At 71.3% G+C, this 18,804-nt stretch carries 21 protein-coding genes; 11 read left to right on the forward strand and 10 right to left on the reverse strand.

The features are described 5' to 3' along the window. The first annotated feature begins 31 nt into the window (after positions 1-31). The 5 genes from lplT to LG388_RS05525 all read left to right on the forward strand — a co-directional run bounded on the left by lplT (position 32) and on the right by LG388_RS05525 (position 4,532). Entirely contained in the window at positions 32-1,336 is a 1,305-nt protein-coding gene (gene lplT / locus LG388_RS05505; RefSeq protein WP_225781860.1) for a lysophospholipid transporter LplT, read from the forward strand. 90 nt (positions 1,337-1,426) lie between these two features. Continuing rightward, positions 1,427-2,329, forward strand: coding sequence for a DMT family transporter (locus tag LG388_RS05510; protein ID WP_225781861.1), 903 nt, complete (start codon positions 1,427-1,429; stop codon positions 2,327-2,329). A gap of 7 nt (positions 2,330-2,336) precedes the next feature. Then, positions 2,337-2,828: a glutathione peroxidase gene (locus LG388_RS05515; protein ID WP_225781862.1), complete on the forward strand. Its 492-nt coding sequence runs from the start codon at positions 2,337-2,339 to the stop codon at positions 2,826-2,828. Between the two features lie 89 nt (positions 2,829-2,917). Beyond that, the gene (locus LG388_RS05520; RefSeq protein WP_225781863.1) at positions 2,918-3,430 is read left to right on the forward strand and encodes an MbcA/ParS/Xre antitoxin family protein; all 513 of its coding nucleotides are present in this window, start codon (positions 2,918-2,920) and stop codon (positions 3,428-3,430) included. A gap of 37 nt (positions 3,431-3,467) precedes the next feature. Further along, positions 3,468-4,532 (forward strand): RNA methyltransferase, encoded by a 1,065-nt coding sequence (locus tag LG388_RS05525; RefSeq protein WP_225781864.1) that lies wholly within the window; start codon positions 3,468-3,470, stop codon positions 4,530-4,532. A gap of 3 nt (positions 4,533-4,535) precedes the next feature. On the opposite strand, the gene moaC is transcribed toward LG388_RS05525, so the two are convergent. After that, on the reverse strand, positions 4,536-5,051 hold the full coding sequence (moaC, locus tag LG388_RS05530) for a cyclic pyranopterin monophosphate synthase MoaC (protein ID WP_225781865.1): 516 nt from the start codon (positions 5,049-5,051) through the stop codon (positions 4,536-4,538). Positions 5,052-5,141: 90 nt separating this feature from the next. Between moaC and LG388_RS05535 the strand changes: the two genes are divergently transcribed. After that, positions 5,142-6,755 carry a M48 family metalloprotease gene (locus LG388_RS05535; protein WP_225781866.1) on the forward strand — a complete coding sequence of 538 codons (1,614 nt, stop codon included), beginning with the start codon at positions 5,142-5,144 and terminating at the stop codon, positions 6,753-6,755. A gap of 27 nt (positions 6,756-6,782) precedes the next feature. Here LG388_RS05535 and LG388_RS05540 read toward each other — a convergent pair whose 3' ends face one another. The 3 genes from LG388_RS05540 to LG388_RS05550 form a co-directional block, all read right to left on the reverse strand. Beyond that, positions 6,783-7,133 carry a phage holin family protein gene (locus LG388_RS05540; RefSeq protein WP_225781867.1) on the reverse strand — a complete coding sequence of 117 codons (351 nt, stop codon included), beginning with the start codon at positions 7,131-7,133 and terminating at the stop codon, positions 6,783-6,785. 49 nt (positions 7,134-7,182) lie between these two features. Further along, complete coding sequence (locus LG388_RS05545; protein ID WP_225781868.1) at positions 7,183-7,653, reverse strand: hypothetical protein; 471 nt, start codon at positions 7,651-7,653, stop codon at positions 7,183-7,185. 97 nt (positions 7,654-7,750) lie between these two features. Continuing rightward, on the reverse strand, positions 7,751-8,503 hold the full coding sequence (locus LG388_RS05550; RefSeq protein ID WP_225781869.1) for a TerC family protein: 753 nt from the start codon (positions 8,501-8,503) through the stop codon (positions 7,751-7,753). 471 nt (positions 8,504-8,974) lie between these two features. Between LG388_RS05550 and LG388_RS05555 the strand changes: the two genes are divergently transcribed. Next, positions 8,975-9,463 carry a DUF3717 domain-containing protein gene (locus LG388_RS05555; RefSeq protein ID WP_225781870.1) on the forward strand — a complete coding sequence of 163 codons (489 nt, stop codon included), beginning with the start codon at positions 8,975-8,977 and terminating at the stop codon, positions 9,461-9,463. Positions 9,464-9,477: 14 nt separating this feature from the next. Next, positions 9,478-9,804, forward strand: a complete 327-nt coding sequence (locus LG388_RS05560) for a putative signal transducing protein (protein ID WP_225781871.1) — start codon at positions 9,478-9,480, stop codon at positions 9,802-9,804. A gap of 151 nt (positions 9,805-9,955) precedes the next feature. On the opposite strand, the gene LG388_RS05565 is transcribed toward LG388_RS05560, so the two are convergent. Genes LG388_RS05565 through purB form a run of 3 tightly spaced genes read right to left on the reverse strand, consistent with a single transcriptional unit; the run spans position 9,956 to position 12,503 of the window. Further along, positions 9,956-10,516 carry a YaeQ family protein gene (locus tag LG388_RS05565; RefSeq protein WP_225781872.1) on the reverse strand — a complete coding sequence of 187 codons (561 nt, stop codon included), beginning with the start codon at positions 10,514-10,516 and terminating at the stop codon, positions 9,956-9,958. A gap of 18 nt (positions 10,517-10,534) precedes the next feature. Then, entirely contained in the window at positions 10,535-11,131 is a 597-nt protein-coding gene (locus tag LG388_RS05570) for a DUF1566 domain-containing protein (RefSeq protein ID WP_225781873.1), read from the reverse strand. Beyond that, on the reverse strand, positions 11,124-12,503 hold the full coding sequence (gene purB, locus LG388_RS05575; RefSeq protein ID WP_225781874.1) for an adenylosuccinate lyase: 1,380 nt from the start codon (positions 12,501-12,503) through the stop codon (positions 11,124-11,126). Before purB ends, LG388_RS05570 begins: the two co-directional genes overlap by 8 nt. A 163-nt stretch (positions 12,504-12,666) precedes the next feature. On the opposite strand from purB, the gene LG388_RS05580 reads away from it, so the two are divergent. Continuing rightward, a complete protein-coding gene (locus LG388_RS05580) occupies positions 12,667-13,281 on the forward strand; it encodes a glutathione S-transferase N-terminal domain-containing protein (RefSeq protein WP_225781875.1) in 615 nt (204 codons plus the stop codon). 312 nt (positions 13,282-13,593) lie between these two features. On the opposite strand, the gene LG388_RS05585 is transcribed toward LG388_RS05580, so the two are convergent. Then, a complete protein-coding gene (locus LG388_RS05585; RefSeq protein ID WP_225781876.1) occupies positions 13,594-14,193 on the reverse strand; it encodes a glutathione peroxidase in 600 nt (199 codons plus the stop codon). A gap of 207 nt (positions 14,194-14,400) precedes the next feature. Here LG388_RS05585 and LG388_RS05590 point away from each other — a divergent pair, with 207 nt between their 5' ends. Both LG388_RS05590 and LG388_RS05595 read left to right on the forward strand, forming a co-directional pair. Further along, complete coding sequence (locus tag LG388_RS05590; protein WP_225781877.1) at positions 14,401-15,288, forward strand: RNA polymerase sigma-70 factor; 888 nt, start codon at positions 14,401-14,403, stop codon at positions 15,286-15,288. Between the two features lie 164 nt (positions 15,289-15,452). Continuing rightward, positions 15,453-15,911 (forward strand): carboxymuconolactone decarboxylase family protein, encoded by a 459-nt coding sequence (locus tag LG388_RS05595; protein WP_225781878.1) that lies wholly within the window; start codon positions 15,453-15,455, stop codon positions 15,909-15,911. 138 nt (positions 15,912-16,049) lie between these two features. Here LG388_RS05595 and LG388_RS05600 read toward each other — a convergent pair whose 3' ends face one another. Further along, positions 16,050-17,270: a glutamate carboxypeptidase gene (locus LG388_RS05600; protein WP_255632140.1), complete on the reverse strand. Its 1,221-nt coding sequence runs from the start codon at positions 17,268-17,270 to the stop codon at positions 16,050-16,052. 298 nt (positions 17,271-17,568) lie between these two features. After that, entirely contained in the window at positions 17,569-18,789 is a 1,221-nt protein-coding gene (locus LG388_RS05605) for a septal ring lytic transglycosylase RlpA family protein (protein ID WP_225781880.1), read from the reverse strand. Positions 18,790-18,804 lie beyond the last annotated feature (15 nt).

The following is an 18,804-nucleotide window of genomic DNA, read 5'->3' on the forward strand; positions in this document are numbered from 1 at the left end:
CCAGCCCTGCCCACGGCCCGCCAGCCTATCGATGAAGCGCGGTTTCTACACCATCATGTCGGCCCAGTTCTTCTCGTCACTGGCCGACCAGGCGCTTTTCGTCGCTGCTGTCGAATTGCTGCGCATCGCGGGGGCGCCGGAATGGCAGCGCGCCGCGCTGGTGCCCATTTTTGCGGTCTTCTACGTGGGCCTGGCGCCGCTGGTGGGCGCCTTTGCCGACGCGCTGCCCAAGGGCCGGGTCATGTTCATCAGCAACGCGATCAAGGTCGCGGGCTGCCTGATGATGCTCTTCGGCGGCCACCCGCTGCTGGCCTACGCGGTGGTGGGCCTGGGCGCGGCGGCCTATTCGCCGGCCAAGTACGGCATCCTGACGGAACTGCTGCCCGCTTCGCAGCTGGTCAAGGCCAACGGCTGGATCGAAGGCCTGACCATCGCGTCCATCATCCTGGGCATCGTGCTCGGCGGCCAGCTCATCGGGCCCGCCATTTCGACCCATCTGCTGGCCTTCGATTTCCCTTTCTTCGACTTCGGCATCGACAACGAAGCCGAAGCCGCGATCCTGGTGCTGATCCTGGTGTACGCGCTGGCCTCCTGGTTCAACACGCGCATCCCGCACACCGGCGTGGAAATGCGGCCGCTGCGCGCCGACCCGCAGCGCGGGCTGGCCGCCAACATGCTGCAGCTGCTGCCCGACTTCTGGACCTGCAACTCGCGCCTGTGGCGCGACAAGCTGGGCCAGATCTCGCTGGCCACGACCACGCTGTTCTGGGGCGCGAGCGGCAACCTCAAGTACATCGTGCTGCCCTGGGCCGCGCTGGCGCTGGGCTACGACACGACCAAGGCCTCGGCGCTGACCGGCGTGCTGGCGGTGGGCACAGCCGTGGGCGCCGTGGTGGCCTCGGTCTACATGCGACTGGACATCGCCACGCGCGTGATCCCGCTGGGCATCCTGATGGGGGCGCTGGTGATGGGCATGAATTTCGTCGACAACGTGTGGGCGGCCATTCCCTTCCTCATGCTGCTGGGCGGGCTGGGCGGCTTCGTGGTCGTGCCCATGAACGCGCTGCTGCAGCACCGCGGCCACAACCTGATGGGCGCGGGCCGCTCGATCGCGGTGCAGAATTTCAACGAGCAGGCCTGCATCCTGCTGCTGGGCGCCTTCTACGTGCTGTGCACCTGGATCGGCCTCTCGGCCTTCGGTGCCATCACGGCCTTCGGCGCCGTGGTCGCGGCCTTCATGGTGCTGATCTGGGGGTGGCACCGGCGCAACCTGCGCCTGCACCCCGAGGAAGTGGAGCATCTGCTGCAGATTGCGCGCAGTGATAAGCATCACTAGCAACCCCCAGGCGGCTTTGCCGCCTTGAGGGCTTCGCTTCGCTCGCCGGCTGGTTTCCGAACAGCCGGCTCGGTTCTTCTTTTCATGCCCATGCCCGTTCTCGCCATTCTGTTCAACGCCTTCGTCTGGGGGCTGTCCTGGGTGCCGTTCCGCCAGATGGGGGCGCTGGGCTGGCATCCGCTGTGGACGACGGCGCTGGTCTACCTGTCGATCATCGCGGTGGTGCTGGCGCTGCGGCCCGGCATGCTGCGCGGGGCGCTGAGCGGGCCGCGGCTGTGGTGGCTGGGGCTGGCCGCGGGGCTGACCAACGCCGGCTTCAACTGGGGCGTGACGCAGGGCGACGTGCTGCGCGTGGTGCTGCTGTTCTACCTGATGCCGCTGTGGATGGTGCTGCTGGCCTGGGCGCTGCTGGGGGAGCGGCCCACGCGCGCCGCGCTGGCGCGCATGGCGCTCGCACTGGGCGGCGTGGCGCTGGTGCTCAAGGCACCGGGCAGCGCCTGGCCGCTGCCCGCGAGCCTGCCCGACTGGCTGGGCCTGGGCGCGGGCTTCGGCTTCGCGCTCACCAACGTGTTCCTGCGCCGGGCCGCGCAGGCGCCTGGCGAATGGCGGGCGACGGCCATGTTCCTGGGCTGCGCGGGCGTGCCGCTCGGCGTGGCCCTGGCCGGCGGCCTGCTCGGCCTTCCCGGCCTGTCGCGCCCGCCCGTGCTCACGGCCGACCTGGCCTGGCTGCCCTGGATCGCGATGCTGGCCGTGGGCTTCGCGGTCGCCAACGTGGCCTTGCAATACGGCGCCGTGCGGCTCGCCGCGGGCACCGTGTCGGTGCTGCTGCTGTCCGAGGTGCTGTTCGCCACCGTGTCGTCCGTGGCCGCCGGCGCGGCCCAGCTCACGCCGCGCGTGGCCGCGGGCGGCCTGCTGCTGATGGGCGCGGCGCTGTGGGCGGCCGTTGCGAGGGCGCCCGCGCCGCGCGATCATCGGCGCCCCGCCACTCCTTGAGCCCCCCATGACCACCCTGCACGACTTCGACGTTCAGCGCCTCGATGGCAGCCCGGTGAAACTGCAGGACTACGCCGGGCAGGTGCTGCTGGTGGTGAACACCGCCAGCCAGTGCGGCTTCACCCCGCAGTTCGCGGGCCTGGAGGCGCTGTACCGGAAGTACAAGGACCAGGGCTTCGCCGTGCTGGGCTTTCCGAGCAACCAGTTCGGCCACCAAGACCCGGGCAGCAACGACGAGATCGGCGCCTTCTGCCAGAAGAACTACGGCGTGAGCTTCCCGATGATGGCCAAGGTCGAGGTCAACGGCCCCGGCGCGCTGCCGCTGTACCAGTGGCTCACGAAGGAAAAGCCGGGCCTTCTGGGCAGCACGGCCATCAAATGGAATTTCACCAAGTTCCTGGTGGGCCGCGACGGCCGGGTGATCCGCCGCTATGCCCCGCTGGACAAGCCCGAAGCGCTGGCGGCGGACATCGAAAAGGCACTTGCGGCGGCCGTGTGAGCCGCCACCGCACGCCACCCGGCCGGAGCGAAGACAATCGGGGTCTTGAACCAGCGCCCCGCCCCTGACGATCGAAGCGCTGCCTCCCCATGCACGGCACCTCTCCCACCCCTTCCCTGACCCATCTCGAAGCCGAGATCCAGCGCCTGCTGCAGGCGCGCGATGCGCTGGAAGAACAGCGCCAGCGGCTGCGTGTCGAAGAGCTCAAGACCCTGGCCGACGCCTACGCGCGCAAGCTGCAGGCGGCGGGCTTCAGCATCGCCGAGGGCCTGGCCGCGCTCAAGCCATACGCGAGCGTGCGCCTGCAGCACGGGGCAGCGCCCGCAGCGGCCGGCGCGCCGGCCATGCCGCCCGCGGCACCGCCCGCGGCACCGGCCGAGGCCCGTGCGCCGCGCGAGGCCCGCGCCCCGCGCGCCTCCCTGACGAGCGCGCTCGATGCGCTGCACGCCCGCGCCGCGCAGGTGCTGGGCGAGGACGCGCACCGCTGGATGCGCCGGGCGCATCCGCTGCTCGGCGGGCAGGCGCCGCTGCAGGTGGCCTCCACGCCGCAGGGCGTGGAAAAGGTGCACGCGCTGCTGGCGGCCTACGCGCGCGGCGCCTGAGCCGGCCGCGCCCTCAGTGGTTCCCGGCCGCGACCGCATGCGCATCCACGAGCTGAAGCAGCGCCTGCGCGCGGCCGGCGCCGGGCCGAGCCACGAGCACCGCGTGCTGCGGCTGTGGACCCACGCCCAGCCGCGCGACAGCGGCCGCCGTCGGCCCGCCAGCTTCTTTCCGGCCGCGCTGATGGCGGCCCTGCCGGCCATCGAGGCCGAACTGGCCGGCCTGGCGCGCGTGCATTCGGCGCACCCGGCGGCCGACGGCTCGGAGCGCCTGCTGGTGGAGCTGGCCGACGGCCAGCGCGTCGAAAGCGTGCTGCTGCCGCGCGGCGGCCTGTGCGTGTCCTCCCAGGTCGGCTGCGCGGTGGGCTGCCGCTTCTGCATGACCGGGCGCGACGGCCTGCTGCGCCAGGTGGGCAGCGCCGAGATCGTGGCCCAGGTCGCGCTGGCGCGCCAGCGCCGGCCGGTGCGCAAGGTGGTGTTCATGGGCATGGGCGAACCGGCCCACAACCTGGACAACGTGCTGGAGGCCATCGACCTGCTGGGCACGGTGGGCGGCATCGGCCACAAGCAGCTGGTCTTCTCCACCGTGGGCGATCCGCGCGCCTTCGAGCGCCTGCACCGCCAGGCGGTCAAGCCCGCCCTGGCCCTGTCGCTGCACAGCACCGATGGGGCGCGGCGCCGCCACCTGCTGCCGCGCGCGCCCGACCTGAGCCCCGAGGCGCTGGTGTCCGAAGCCGAGCGCTATGCGCAGGCCTCAGGCCATCCCGTGCAGTACCAGTGGACGCTGCTCGAGGGCGTGAACGACGGCAAGGACGAGATCGAGGGCCTGGTGCGCCTGCTGTCGGGCCGCAGGGGCCTGCTGAACCTCATCCCCTTCAACGCCGTGGAGGGCGCCGGCTTCAGCCGCCCGGAATGGGCGCGCTGCGAGGCGCTGGCCCGCACGCTGAAAGCGCGCGGCATCCTGACCAAGCTGCGCGATTCGGCCGGGCAGGACGTGGACGGCGGCTGCGGCCAGCTGCGTGCGCGCGCCGAAACGCTGCGCCGCGGCGGCCAGCGGGTCGCGCTGCCGCAGCGCGCCGCGGCGGCGGCGCATCCGCGGGGCTGAGCGTCAGGGCTGAGCGGGAAGACGGGGGGGTGCGGGCGGCGCGGTCCAGTCGCCCGACTTGCCGCCGCGCTTTTCTTCCACGCGCACGCCGGTGATGGTCATGCCGCGGTCCACCGCCTTGCACATGTCGTAGACGGTGAGCAGCGCCACCTGCACGGCGGTGAGCGCTTCCATTTCCACGCCCGTCGGGCCCACGGTTTCGACGGTGGCGGTGCAATGCACGGCCGGCACGGGGGCGGCCTGCGTCTCGAAGGCGAGCGCCACGCGCGTGAGCGCCAGCGGATGGCACAGCGGGATCAGGTCGCTGGTTTTCTTGGCGGCCTGGATGCCGGCAATGCGGGCCACGCCCAGCACGTCGCCCTTTTTCGCGCCGCCAGTCTCGATCAGCGCCAGCGTGGCCGGCTGCATCTCGATGCGGCCGCTGGCCACGGCCACGCGGTGCGTCGCGGCCTTGGCGGCCACGTCCACCATGTGGGCCTGGCCCTGGGCGTCGAAATGGGTGAGCGGCGAGGAACTCATGTGAACGATCGGTGCAGTGGCGCATCATACGGGGCCTCGCCATCCTTCCCGGGGCGGCCGCCCGGCCGTCCCGCGCCACCGATGCGTCTGATGCCTTTGCCGTCCCTTCGTCGTGCCGCCGCCCCCGCCGGGCGCCGCCCGCGCCTGCGCCAGGCGCTGCTCGTCAGCCTGCTGGCGCTGAGCCAGGTGCTGGCGCCCACTCCCGCGCGGGCGCAGGGCCTGCCCGGGCTCGGCGATGCGGTGGACATGGGCGTCGGGGCCGAACGCCGGCTGGGCGACTCCATCGCGCGCGAGCTGTACCGCGACCCGGACTACCTCGAGGACCCGGTGCTCGACGGCTACGTGGACGCCATCTGGCAGAAGCTGCTGGCGGCCGCGCGCACGCGCGGCGAGCTCACGCCCGAGCTGGAGGAGCGCTTTGCCTGGGAGCTGATGATCGGCCGCGACCGCAGCGTGAACGCCTTCGCGCTGCCCGGCGGCTACTTCGGGCTGCACACGGGCCTGATCGCGATCACCGGCAGCCGCGACGAACTGGCTTCGGTGCTGGGGCACGAGCTGTCGCACGTCACGCAGCGCCACATCGCGCGCATCATGACCACGCAGAACCGCCAGACGCCCATGCTGCTGGCGGCCATGATCCTGGGCGCGCTGGCGGCCAGCAAGAGCGGGCGCAGCAGCGGCGACCTGGGGCAGGCCATGATCATGGGCGGCCAGGCGATGGCGATGCAAAAGCAGCTGGACTTCTCGCGCGACATGGAGCGCGAGGCCGACCGCATCGGCTACGGCGTGATGACGCAGGCCGGCTTCGCGCCGCAGGGTGCGGCCCTCATGTTCGAGCGGCTGCAGCATGCCTCGCGCCTGAACGACAACGGCTCGTACCCCTACCTGCGCAGCCACCCGCTCAACAGCGAGCGCATCACCGACATGCAGGCGCGCTTCCAGTTCCGCGCCGATGCGCCGCGCGGCGGCCTGCCGCTGCGGGCCGACCACGCCATGATGGCCGCGCGCGCCCGCGTGCTCGGGCGCCCTGGCGTGGACGCGCTGCGCGCCTGGGTGCGCGCGGCCGAGGCGGGCGATCTGGCGCAGCAGTCGGCCGGCGCGCGCGCGGGCACGCTGTATGCGGCGGCTTTTTCGGCGGCGCAGCTCAACGATCTGCCGGCCGCGCGCACCGCCGCCGCCCGGCTGCGCGAATCGACGCGCGACGACGCCGAGGCGGCGCGGCTGGCGCGCCTGCTGTCGGTGGAGATCGAACTGATGGGCCGCAACCCGCAGGCGGCCCAGGCCCTGCTGGCGCCACCGCCCGGCGCCGAACCCGACCGCAGCCGCGCGCACCTGCTGCTGGCGGCCCAGGTGGCGCAGGCCACGGGCCAGCCCGGCCCGCTGATCCCGGCGCTGCGCGACTGGGTGGCGGTGCGGCCCAAGGACGCCACGGCCTGGCGCGCGCTGGCGGGCCTGTACCACGCGGCCAACGACCCGCTGCGCGCCATCCGCGCCGAGGCGGAGGCCAACGTCGCCATCCTCGATTACGTCGGCGCGCGCGACCGCTTCAAGGCCGCGCAGGACCTGGTGCGCAACAACGCCGGGGGGCGCGGGCCGGTGCCCATCGACCACTACGAGGCCTCGATCATCGACACGCGCGCGCGCGAGAACGAGGTGAAGGTCAAGGAGCAGGCCGAGGAACTGCGCCAGCAGGAGCGCGGCTGACGCCACCGCGGCCCGCGGCCGCCCGCATCAGCGCCGGTTGACGCCCGCGAGCGCGCGGTCGATGACCAGGTTCAGCAGCGAATAGAGCAGCGAGCCCAGCAGCGCCGCCCAGAAGCCGTCCACGTGGAAGCCGCCGAGCAGGCCCGAGGCGGACCAGAACATCAGCGCATTGATGACGAACAGGAACAGGCCCAGCGTCACCACCGTGACCGGCAGCGTGAGCACGACCAGGATCGGCCGCACCACCAGGTTGAGCAGGCCGATGACGGCCGCGGCGATCAGCGCGCTCGTGAAGCTGTCCACGCGCACGCCGCTGTAGAGGTAGGTGACGGCCAGCAGCGCCAGGGCGCTCAGCAGCCATTGGAGGATCAGTCGCATGGCGTCAGCATAGCCGCATTGGCGCCGCGCGCGGGGCCCGAGGCCCGGCTTACTCGCCCAGCGCGTGGGCCAGCAGCATCAGCGCGCCGACGCCCAGGGTGCCGCCCGACAGCGCGCTGCCGCGCCGCGGCGACGGCGCAGCGGCCGGCCGGGCGGGGGACTGCACGGGCTCCAGCGCCGCGCCCACCTTGGGCCGGCGCAGGTCGATCACGCGCGCCGCGCCATGGGCCAGCAGCAACTGCTGCGTCAGCGCCAGCAGCGGCCCCTGGGCCAGCACGGCGGTGAACTGCGCGCCCTCGGCCTGCAGCGCGGGCGCGAGCGTCTCCTGCAGGCGCGCGAACCACTTCACGCGCCAGTTCTCGCGCGCACTGTGGCTCACCCATTTGCTGATGCGGCTGGTCATGCGCGGCGCGCAGGCGGCCAGCACCCAGTGGGTGGGCTGCAGGCCCGACGCACGCAACTGTTCGAGCTGCGCCAAGGCATGGCTGGCATCGTCCACGTAGAGGATCACTCGTTCCATCGGGATTCCTTGGCATAGGGCACCGCAGGCGATTGCGGCACCCATGAAAAAACGGCACCCCTGCACTGTGACGCAAGGGTGCCGTCGGATCAGGCGATCAACCGTGTGCGGCGTCGGGCTTCTTGCGCGAAGCGAAGAACTTGCCCAGCGCCAGCACCAGCAGGGCACCGGCGATGTGCGAGGTCCAGTACACGGTGTTGGACACCACGGCCAGGCCCTTTTCGTCCACGGTGCCGAACTTCGGCAGGAAGGTCCACTTGTCGGGCGTGACGAAGGCCGGGTCGGTGACCATCATGCCACCGGCGATCCAGCCCAGCAGCATGCCGCCCAGCGTGATGATCAGCGGGAAGCGCTCCATCAGCTTGATCACCAGCTGGCTGCCCCACACGATGATCGGGATCGAGATCAGCAGGCCCAGGATCACGAGCAGCAGCGAGTGCTCGCCCGCATTCTGCGCGGCGCCGGCGATGGCGATCACGTTGTCCACGCTCATCACCAGGTCGGCCACGATGATGGTCTTGATGGCGGCGAAAAGCTTGTCGCTGCCCTGGATGTCGCCGTGGCCCTCCTCTTCGGGCACCAGCAGCTTCACGCCGATCCAGATCAGCAGGATGGCGCCGACGAACTTCAGGAACGGCACCATGAGCAGCGTCATCGCGAAGGCGATGAGGATCACCCGCAGCACGATGGCGCCCGCGGTGCCGAAGATGATGCCCTTCTTGCGCTGCTCGGGCGGCAGCTTGCGGCAGGCCAGCGCGATCACGACCGCGTTGTCCCCGCCGAGCAGGATGTCGATGATGATGATCTGGCCGAGTGCGACCCAGAACGCGGGAGATGTCAGGAAATCCATAGGATCCTCAGTGTCTGTCACGGATGGGAACATGGCACCTTGCCATCTTCCCGCTTGACGGCCCGCAGCGGAGGATCGAGGACATTCGCCGGACGCGGCGCACGCGCATGCGGCGCGAAACGGGAGCACGGCCTTGATCTGCCCGCAACGGGCCTATCAAAGGTCTTGCTCGGCGCCCTCTTTGCACGCCGCGCATTGCGAACGTACAGCCTGGGCACCCCGGTCCGCCGGAAGCTCGCGCTTCGTATTGACGACGGACCAACAGCCTCTGGCCAAGCGCCACAGCAGGGCTGTCGTGCATGGCCGGGCCGGGAGCTACTCCCCCTCGAAACCGCCGATTGGACCACAACGCGCGGCCCGGGCGCAAGGCACCGCCGGACCGGCGCGCGCCCCGCCCGCGCCGGCGCCCAAGCCGCGCGCGGGCGGCTAAGATCGCCGCCCCTTCTTTCCGCCTTCCCGTCTGCCCTGTTCATGGCCGGTATCCACATCACCGACATCGAAGCCGCCATCAACTTCTGGCGCGAGCGCAAGCCCTCGCCCGATGGCGTGACGCTGGCCCCCGAAGTGCGCGCGCTGGCTGAGGTGTACGCCCTCATGGTCTATTACCGCGAGGACGAGGTGAGCGAAAAGGGCTTTCCCGCCGAGGCCTGGGCCGCCTGGATGGCCTGGTACGAGACCACGCCGGACACGCCCTGCATCGCCATCTGCTCCACCAGCCAGGGCGACGACCAGTGCAAGGGCTGCGGGCGCAGTTTCGACGAAGTGCAGCTGTGGCCCGCGATGACGCCGGCCGAGAAGCGCCAGACCTGGCGTCGCATCACGCTGGAGGATTCGGCCTGGCGCTTCAACCGCTATGCGGAGCGTGCGCGCGAAGCCCAGGCCGAGCCCGCGACTGAGGAGGCGCAGGCAGCGAAGGGGCCAGCCCCACAGGCGGCCCCGGACGCGCCGCCCGGGGCCTGAGGCGCAGGCCGCCCATGCGCCGCCTGGCCCAGGCTCCCAACCTTGCCCTGGCGACGCTGTGGGCGCACGCGCTGCGTGCCCAAGGCATCGCCGCCAGCGTGCAGCGCGAATTCCTGGGGGCGGCCGTCGGCCACCTGCCGCCCGACCAGTGCCTGCCCGAAGTCTGGATCGACGACGAGGCGCAGCATGCGCGCGCCGAGACCCTGCTGGAGCAATTGCGCTCGCCGCCGCAGCATCAATGGTTCTGCCTGTGCGGCGAGCGCGTAGAAGGCGGCTTCGAGCAGTGCTGGCAATGCGGCCGGCTCATGCCCGGCCTGGGGCCCGCGCCTGCTGAACGCTAGCGAGCCGCCGCCGCGGTGCAGTGCTGGCATGGATCTCCACCCTGGGGCCCTTGAGCTGGTTCCCGCGGGCCTCCGCGCGCAGCGCGGCGTGCGCGTCCAGGCCAGAGGTGCCGCTGTGCAGCCCGCCGGGCCCCGGCTGCGCCACGCCGGCCTATCGCCAGCGCAGCGGCTCGATGTCGACCGTGGCGCTGCCGTCGCTGAGCATCAGCACGCCTTCCTGCACCGTCGCCTGCAGCTGCATGCTGCGCTGGGCCAGGGCCGACAGCTGCTGCGAGGCGGCCGTGGGAATGCGCCAGACCTGCAGATTCTGCGGCCGCGTGAGCTTGGTCTCGATGCCGCGCCACCAGATGTCGGCCGAATGGGCGAAGGCGTAGACCCGCACCTCGTCGGCCTTGCCGCAGGCCTTGATGACCGGCTTGTCCTCGGGCTGGCCGACTTCGATCCACAGGCGCGGACGGCCCGTGAAGTCGCACAGCCAGACGTCGGGCTCGTCCGGGTCCGACAGGCCGGCGCCGAAGGCCAGCGTGCCGTCGCCGCCGCAGGTGTCCTGCAGCTGGTGGGCATTGAGCGCCAGCGCCACCAAGCGGATCATCATCCGCTCGTCGGTTTCGCTGGGATGGCGCGCCAGGGTCAGCGCATGGTCGGCGTAGTAGCCGTGGTCGATGTCGGCCACGGCCACGTTGGCCTTGAAGATGGTGGATTTGAGGGCCATGGTTCGGCAGGAAGGGGGTTAGCGCCGGGGCGCCGGATCGGCCACCGGCCGCACCGCGTACAGGCTCTCGCTGTCTTCGTTCAGGCCGATCCAGGCATTGCCGAAGTTGACGGCGTAGGCCGTCTGCTGGCGCTCGCTGCCGCTGTGAGACCAGAACTTGACGGCCGGCGTGTCCGGAAAGCGCGCGGTGTCGATGGTGGGAATGCGGGTGTCCTGGGCGCACCAGCGCGGGAGGACGACGGGCGCCTGCTCCGCCATCAGGTCCAGGGTGAAGGTGTCTTGCGTCAGACCGTGGTCGCAGTGGCGCAGCCCGGCCAGTTCGACGATGGACGGCAGGCGCCAGCGGTCGATGCCCTGGTGGCGCTCGGCATTGAGCTCTTCGATGCGCTGCTGGGCATCGAACTGGCTGAGCATCCGCGCCTCGCCCGCGCAATGGCCCGCCTGCCATTGCTGGCCCAGCGCACAGCGCAGCCAGATCAGGCCGGTGGCGGGCTCGGTCACCACCGCTTCCGAGGTGCGGGCACCGCCCGCAGACGAGGGGTCCGGCCGTTCGCCGCAGCCGGCCAGCCCGAGGCCCACGGCGGCGGCCAGCATGGCCGCCAGGCCTTTAGACACGTCGGGCCAAATCGGCCGCCTTGCCCGTGTAGCTGCCGGGCGTCATGGCCAGCAGGCGTTGCTTCTCGGCCTCGGGAATCTCCAGCGAACGGATCAGCGCGTGCAGCGCCTCGGCCGTCACGGTCTGGCCGCGCGTGACTTCCTTGAGCTTCTCGTAGGCGCCCTGCACGCCGAAGCGGCGCATCACGGTCTGGATCGGCTCGGCCAGCACTTCCCAGCTCGTGTCGAGGTCCTCGGCCAGCGCCTTCTCGTTCAGCTCCAGCTTGCCCAGGCCGGTGGCCAGGCTGGCGTAGGCCAGCACGGCATAGCCGTAGGCCACACCGATGTTGCGCAGCACCGTGGAGTCGGTCAGGTCGCGCTGCCAGCGGCTGATCGGCAGCTTCTCCGAGAGGTGGCGCAGCAGCGCGTTGGCCAGGCCCAGGTTGCCCTCGGCGTTCTCGAAGTCGATCGGGTTGACCTTGTGCGGCATGGTCGAGCTGCCGATCTCGCCGGCCTTCAGGCGCTGCTTGAAGTAACCCAGGCTGATGTAGCCCCAGACGTCGCGCGCGAAGTCGATGAGGATGGTGTTGGCCCGCGCGATGGCATCGAACAGCTCGGCCATGTAGTCGTGCGGCTCGATCTGGATGCTGTAGGGCTGGAACGTGAGGCCCAGCCCCTGCGGGGCCGGCGTCTCGACGACCTTGCGGCTGAAGGCCTCCCAGTCGAAGTCGGGCCAGGCTGACATGTGGGCGTTGTAGTTGCCCACGGCGCCGTTCATCTTGCCCAGCAGCCTCACCCCCGCGATCTGCTCGCGCGCCTTGGCCAGGCGCACGGCGACGTTGGCGAACTCCTTGCCCACGGTGGTGGGACTGGCGGTCTGGCCGTGGGTGCGGCTGAGCATGGGCACGGCCGCGAAATCGTGCGCCATCTTCTTGAGCGTGGCCAGGATGCCGTCGAGTGCCGGCAGCAGCACCTGGTCGCGCGCGCCCTGGATCTGCAGCGCATGGCTGGTGTTGTTGATGTCCTCGCTGGTGCAGGCGAAGTGCACGAACTCGGCGGCGTTCTCCAGCTCGGGCCGGGCCTCGAACTTCGACTTGATCCAGTACTCCACGGCCTTCACGTCGTGGTTGGTGGTCTTCTCGATCTCCTTGATGGCCAGCGCATCGGCCTCGGAGAAGTTCGCGACCAGCCCCATCAGGTACTTGCGCGCGCCCGGCGTGAGCGGCTTGAACTCGGCGAAACCGCAGTCCGACAGCGCGATGAACCAGGCCACTTCGACCTGCACGCGGCGGTGCATGTAGCCCTGCTCGCTCATCAGCGGGCGCAGCGCGGCCAGCTTGCCGGCGTAGCGGCCATCCAGGGGAGACAGGGCGGAAACGGGGGAGAAACTCATCCCGGAATTGTAGGTCGCCAAGGACCTCGGGGCCGGGTGCGCCGCCGCCGGCCCCGCGCCGCACGGCGCCTGTCGCCTGGGCTGCGCGGGCGCCGCGCGGCCCGGCGCCCGCGCCCTAGAATCCGTCGGCCAGAAGTACAAATGTTTCGAGGGAACCGCCGCCATGAAACTCATAGGCTCCACCGCCAGTCCTTACGTGCGCAAGGTGCGCGTGGTCATGGCCGAAAAGCGGCTGGACTACCAGTTCATCCAGGAAGATGTCTGGGCCGACGACACCAGCATCGCCACTTCCAACCCGCTGGGCAAGGTGCCCTGCCTGGTCATGGACGGCGGCGAGGCGATGTTCGATTCGCGCGTGATTGTCGAATACCTGGACACCCTCTCGCCCGTGGGCAAGCTCATCCCCGGCAGCGGCCGCGAGCGCGCCGAGGTCAAGACCTGGGAAGCGCTGGCCGACGGCGTGATGGATGCCGGCGTGCTCTGGCGCCTGGAGAACACCTGGGCCGGCCGCACCGACGCGCAGCGCAGCCCCGCATGGATCGAGCGCCAGCGCGCCAAGGTGGAGCAGGGCCTGGCCGCGATGGCCAAGGGCCTGGGCGACAAGCCTTTTTGCAGCGGCATCCACCTGAGCCTGTCGGACATCGCGGTGGGCTGTGCGCTGGGCTGGCTGTCCTTCCGCTTTCCCGAGATCGACTGGCGCGCCACGCACGGCAACCTCGATCGCCTGCACGAGAAGCTGCTGCAGCGCCCCAGCTTCGCGGACACGCAGCCGGCCTGACGCCTCCTTTACCGGCTGCGCGGTCGCGGCGCCATGAAAAAAGGGCTTCCGGAGGGAAGCCCTTTTTTGCGGGTGGCCCGGGCGGATGCGCGGGCGGGAAGACAAAAATGCTGCGAAGCGCCCCGAAACGAAGGAGGGAGGGAGGGAGGAGGAGAAGAGTCGCCTCGGGATTTCAGTCCGGACAGAGCCGGAAGGCTTCGCAACATGAAAACCGTGAGCATCGATTCTTCCGTGCTCATGCCTTCTCGGAGCGTAGGTCTGCGCCGATGGTTCCCTGCCGCATTGTTAGATTTTGTTAAGGTAGCGGACGGCTCAGAGTGGCGGCTTGGCCAACTCCCGCTCCAGCGCCTGCACGAGCTGCGCATCGTCCGGGGCCGTCATGCTCGAAAAGGCCTGCACCACGCGGCCATCGCGGCCGACCAGGTACTTGTAGAAGTTCCACTTGGGCGTGGTGCCGGACTGCTGCGCGAGTTCGCGGAACAGCGGGTTCGCGTCGCTGCCGCGCACGGCGCTCTTCACGAACATCGGGAACTGGACGCCGAAGGTGCTTTCGCAGAACTCGGCGATTTCGGCATTGCTGCCCTTTTCCTGCGCGAAATCGTTCGACGGGAAGCCCAGCACCGTGAAGCCGCGCGCCCGGTAGCGCCGCTCCAGCGACTCCAGCCCCGCATACTGCTTCGTGAAACCGCAGAAGCTGGCCGTGTTCACCACCAGCAGCACGCGGCCCGCGTACTGGCACAGGTCCTGCGGCTTCTCGTCCTGCAGGCGGTCGAAGCGTTTGTCGAGCAGGGCCGGGCAGCCCGGCGCCGGGGCGGCGGCCGTGGCATCGGCGCGTGCCGGCCCGGCGGCGCCGGCGGGGCCGGCCAGCACGCCCAGGCCGGCAGCAAGAAGAAGACAGGGCGCGAGGCGCATGGGCGGCTCCGGAACGGATGGGTGCACGGCAGTGCGAAGCCCGCATCATCGCGCGCGGTCGCCGTCCTTGTCACGCGATCGCCCCAGGCCCGGCGCCCATCAGGGCCGGGGGCGCGCCGGCCACCGCTGCGCCACGCGCCCGCCTGTGTCACGATGCCGCCTTCCGCCCGCCCGTCACAGCGGCGGTCGCTGAACCGTCTTGCCGCCATGGACGAAGCCACCACCACCTTTCACCGCCTGCGCCCGCGCCTGCAGGGCATCGCCTACCGCATGCTGGGCTCGGTCGCCGAAGCCGAGGACGTCGTGCAGGACGCCTGGCTGCGCTGGAACGAAGCCGCGCAGGATGTCATCGCCAATGCCGAGGCCTGGCTGGTCACCGTCACCACGCGCCTGGCCATCGACCGGTTGCGCGCGGCCAAGACGCAGCGCGAGCATTACGTGGGAACCTGGCTGCCCGAGCCGCTGGTGGAAGACAGCCCGCCCACGCCCGAGCAACTGGTGGAACGCGCGGGCGCGCTGTCGGTCGCCTTCCTCACGGTGCTGGAGCGCCTGGCGCCGCAGGCGCGCGCGGCCTTTTTGCTGCGCGAGGTCTTCGACGCCGACTACACCGAGATCGCCGCCACGCTGGGCAAGAGCGAAGCCGCCTGCCGCCAGCTGGTGCACCGCGCCAAGGCCCAGGTGGCGGAGGCCGACCGGCCGCGCCAGCCGGTGCCCGAAGACCAGCGCCTGCGCCTGCTGCGCGCCTTTGCCGAGGCGGCCCAGCGCGGCGACCTGCAGGGCCTGAAGGCCGCGCTGGCCGAAGACGTGGTGCTGGTCAGCGACGGCGGCGGCAAGGTGCCGTCCTTCGGCAAGCCGCTGCTCGGAGGCCAGCGCGTGGCCATGCTGTATTTCGCGGTCTGCCGGCGCTTTGCGGGCGCCGTGCGCACGCAGGTGGCCATGGTCAACGGCGAGCCCGGACTGCTGCGCTTCATCGACGGCCAGCTCGAATCGGTGCAGGCCTTCGAATGGTCGCAGGACGGCCGCATCGCGCACATCCACACCCAGCGCAATCCCGACAAGCTCACGCGCATCGCGGCCCGGTTGGCGACGCCCTGAAGAAAGATGGCCCCCACGCTTCCCCGCTGCGCGCGGTCCGCTGCCCCCCGAGGGGGCGTCTTTCATCTTGGGGCGGCCCGGCGATGAAAAGACCGGCGCGGTTGTCACAGGCACGCGCGCTGGCCCGTCTTGTAGGTGTCATTCACTCTTTCTGGAACCTTGCCATGAACAGCCCCCGTCTCCCCTGGACCAAGCTCGCCCCCAAGGCCTACCAGGCCATGGCCGGCGTGAACGCCGCCATCGCCGACCACAGCCTGGGCGCGCGCCTGTACGAGATGGTGCAGACCCGTGTCTCGCAGCTCAACGGCTGCGCCTTCTGCCTGGACATGCATGTGCGCGACCTGCGCAAGGCCGGCGAGGGCTGGCAGCGCATCAACAGCATCGCCACCTGGCGCGAGGCGGGCTTCTACGATGCGCGTGAGCGCGCTGCCCTGAACTGGGCCGAGAGCCTGACCCGCCTGGCCGAAGACCACGGCGACCGCGATGCCGCCTTCGCCCAGCTGCAGGCGCAGTTCAGCGATGCCGAGATCGTCCAGCTCACGGTGCTGATCGCGCAGATCAACGCCTGGAACCGCATGGGTGTCGGCATGCACCTGCCGGTCGCCGAACGGCCGATCGAGTAAGACACGCCCAAGCCGCTCCACGGCTCTGCGTCGGGAGGGAGGCGCGCCCAGAGGCCTGGCCGGGCCAGTTCCTCGGGCGCCCTGAAGACGTCGCTGCGCTCGCCGGACCGCCTTGCGCGTCCTCCCGGAGTGCTCCGCCTACCAGCGCACCTGGCCGCGGCCGGTGTCCATGACCATGCGCGTGGCCAGGTACAGGCGCGGCGCGATGTTCGACACCAGGATGTACTCGTCGTCGTTGGAATGCGCGCCGAAGCCGCGCAGGCCGAAGCTCTCCAGCACGCCGCCCTTGGGCCGCAGGCCGGCGAAGGCCGCATCGGTGCCGCCGCCCGTGGCGCGCTCGCGCACGTCCATGGGCAGGTTCAGCCCGGCGTACAACTGCTTCGCATGGTCCGCCAGCGCACGCGAGGCGGCGTTGGACACGAAGGCCGGGCGGCTGCGGTAGAAGGTGAGCTCGGTCTTGGTGTCGGGGATCAGCTTTTCCTCGATGGACTTCTTGAGGGCCGTTTCCATCAGGTCCAGGTCGGCGTTGGTGAGCGAGCGCACGTCGGCAATCGCCGTCGCCTCGGCCGGGATCACGTTGCGCGAGCCGCCCGCGTTGGCCACCGTCCAGTTGATCTGCAGGCCCTTGGCCGGGTCGCCGAACTGGCGGCTCTTGAGCATCTGGTGCGACAGCTCGTAGAGCGCGTTGCGCCCCAGGTGCGGCGCCGAGCCGGCATGGCTGGCCTTGCCCGTGACCTTCATTTCCACGATGGCGATGCTGCTGGTGGCCAGGCGCACCATGTCGCGGCCGTCGGCTGTGGCGCTGCCGCCGCCTTCGAAGGAGAACACGGCGTCGTATTCGCCGCCCAGCTGCGTGAGGAAGGCGCCCGAGCCGGGCGAGCCCACTTCCTCGTCGCCGTTGATGAGCACGCCCAGCTGCGCGTAGTCGGCAAAGCCATTGCGCGCCAGCAGGTCCACCACGTGCAGGATCAGCGCCACACCCTGCTTGTCGTCGGCGATGCCCAGGCCGTAGGCGCGGTCGCCGTCGATGCGGAAGGGCTGCTTGGCGCCCATGCCGCGCGGGTAGACCGTGTCCATGTGCGCGATCAGCAGCACCTTCTTGGCGCCATGGCCAGTCTTGGTGGCGTAGACCATCTGGCCCAGCTCGGCGCCCTTGAGCTGCGGGTGGAAGTCGGGCGCGCGGGTGGGCTTGAGCTCCACCTGCATGCCGGCCTGGCGCAGCCGCTCGGCGACCACCGTGCTCAGCTTCCTGAGGCCTTCGAGATCGCGGCTGCCGGATTCGATCTTGACCAGCGATTCGAGCGTCTGGAGGTAGGGCGCGACCTCGGCCTGCGTCTGCGTGCGCAGGGCGGCGTCCACGGGCAGCGCGGCAGCGGGCGCGGCCGCAGCAGCCGGCGCAGCGGGAGCGGGCGCGCCGGCCGGCTGCGAAGCGCAGGCGCCCAGCAACAGAGCGGCGCTCAGCAGGCCACCGAGCGCGGGCCAGCGGCGGCCGGTGGCGGCCTGCGGGATGTTCTCTCCTGGGAACGTTCAAGGACAAAAGGGGCGCAGTGTCGGCCAAGCGCCCGGACGGTGCAACGCACGGCGCCCTGGCATCGTTGCAAGTCGTTCGGACCGCGCCGGCGCGCCCCGCCCCGGGGCTGCGTCACCGCGCGCAGCTTCAGCGCCGCTCGACCACGATGGGCGCGAGGCCCAGGCCGTTGCGCAACTGCAGGCCCACGTCCTGCGCCACCTCGCGCGACGCATACGGGCCGGCCTGCAGCCGGTGCGTGTCGCCTTCGCTGAACACGCGCAGCTGCGAAGCCACGGCCGGCAGGCTGCGCGCGGCGCGGGCCTGCAGGACCTGCGCGCCCGACAGCTCGCGGAAGGCGCCCAGCTGCAGCCAGATGCCGCGCGTGGCCGCGGCCGACGGCGCCGTGCCGACGCCGGCCGCCGCTGCGCCGGCGGCCCCGCTCGGCGGCGTCGGGGGCGGGCCGTCCGGCGCGGGCACGGGCGTGGCCGAAGGCACCGGCGCCAGCGGCGGCAGCTCGTGCGTCTGCATGCTGCCGAAGCGCGGCGGCGGGGCGGTGTCGCTCAGCACGCCGGGCGTGCCTGCGGGGGCATCGGCCGGAATGGCGGCCTGCGCCAGCAGCAGCGGGGCCGGGGCCGGGGCGGGCGCGGCCGCGCCACCGGCCGCCCGGCGCTCCGCGGCGCCGCTGGCCGTGGGCGTGACCCAGGCCACCGGCACCGCGTGCGCGGCCGCCGGGGCCGCCGAGGGGCCCGCGGGTGCCGGTACGGCTGGGGGCGCGGGTGCGGCGGCGAGTTGCGTGGCCGGCTCGCCGCCGCGCTGGCGCCAGGCACCGGTACGGATGTCGGCATTGGTCAGCCGCTCGATCTCCACCGGCGCGACGCCGCGCAGCAGGTCCAGCTGCAGCGCCGCCGTGTAGCTCAGGTCGATGATGCGGTCGTCGTGGAAGGGGCCGCGGTCGTTCACGCGCAGGATCACCTCCCGCCCGTTGGCCGGGTTGCGCACGCGCACATAGCTGGGCAGCGGCAGCGTCTTGTGCGCGGCCGTCATCGCGTACATGTCGTAGGGCTCGCCGCTGGCGGTGGCCTGGCCGTGGAACTTGCGCCCGTACCAGGACGCGAGGCCGCGTTCGCGGAAGGGCCGGTCGTCGGTGATCGGCGTGTAGCTGCGACCCAGCACCGTGTAGGGCCGGCTCGTGCCGCCGCTCTGGCGGATCGGCTCTTCGCGCGGCTCGGCCGAGGGCACGCGGTCCAGGCCCGAAGGCGGCCGGGCTTCGGGGCCGTCGCTGCCGGTGCGCCCGCCCGGGCCGCTCGCGCAACCGGCCAGCAGCAGGGCCAGCGCGGCCGTGGCCGCCAGCAGCCCCTGGCTCGGCATATGGGGCCGTGGGGA

The sequence above is a fragment of the Xenophilus sp. Marseille-Q4582 genome, from assembly GCF_916700565.1.
Classification (GTDB): domain Bacteria; phylum Pseudomonadota; class Gammaproteobacteria; order Burkholderiales; family Burkholderiaceae_C; genus Xenophilus.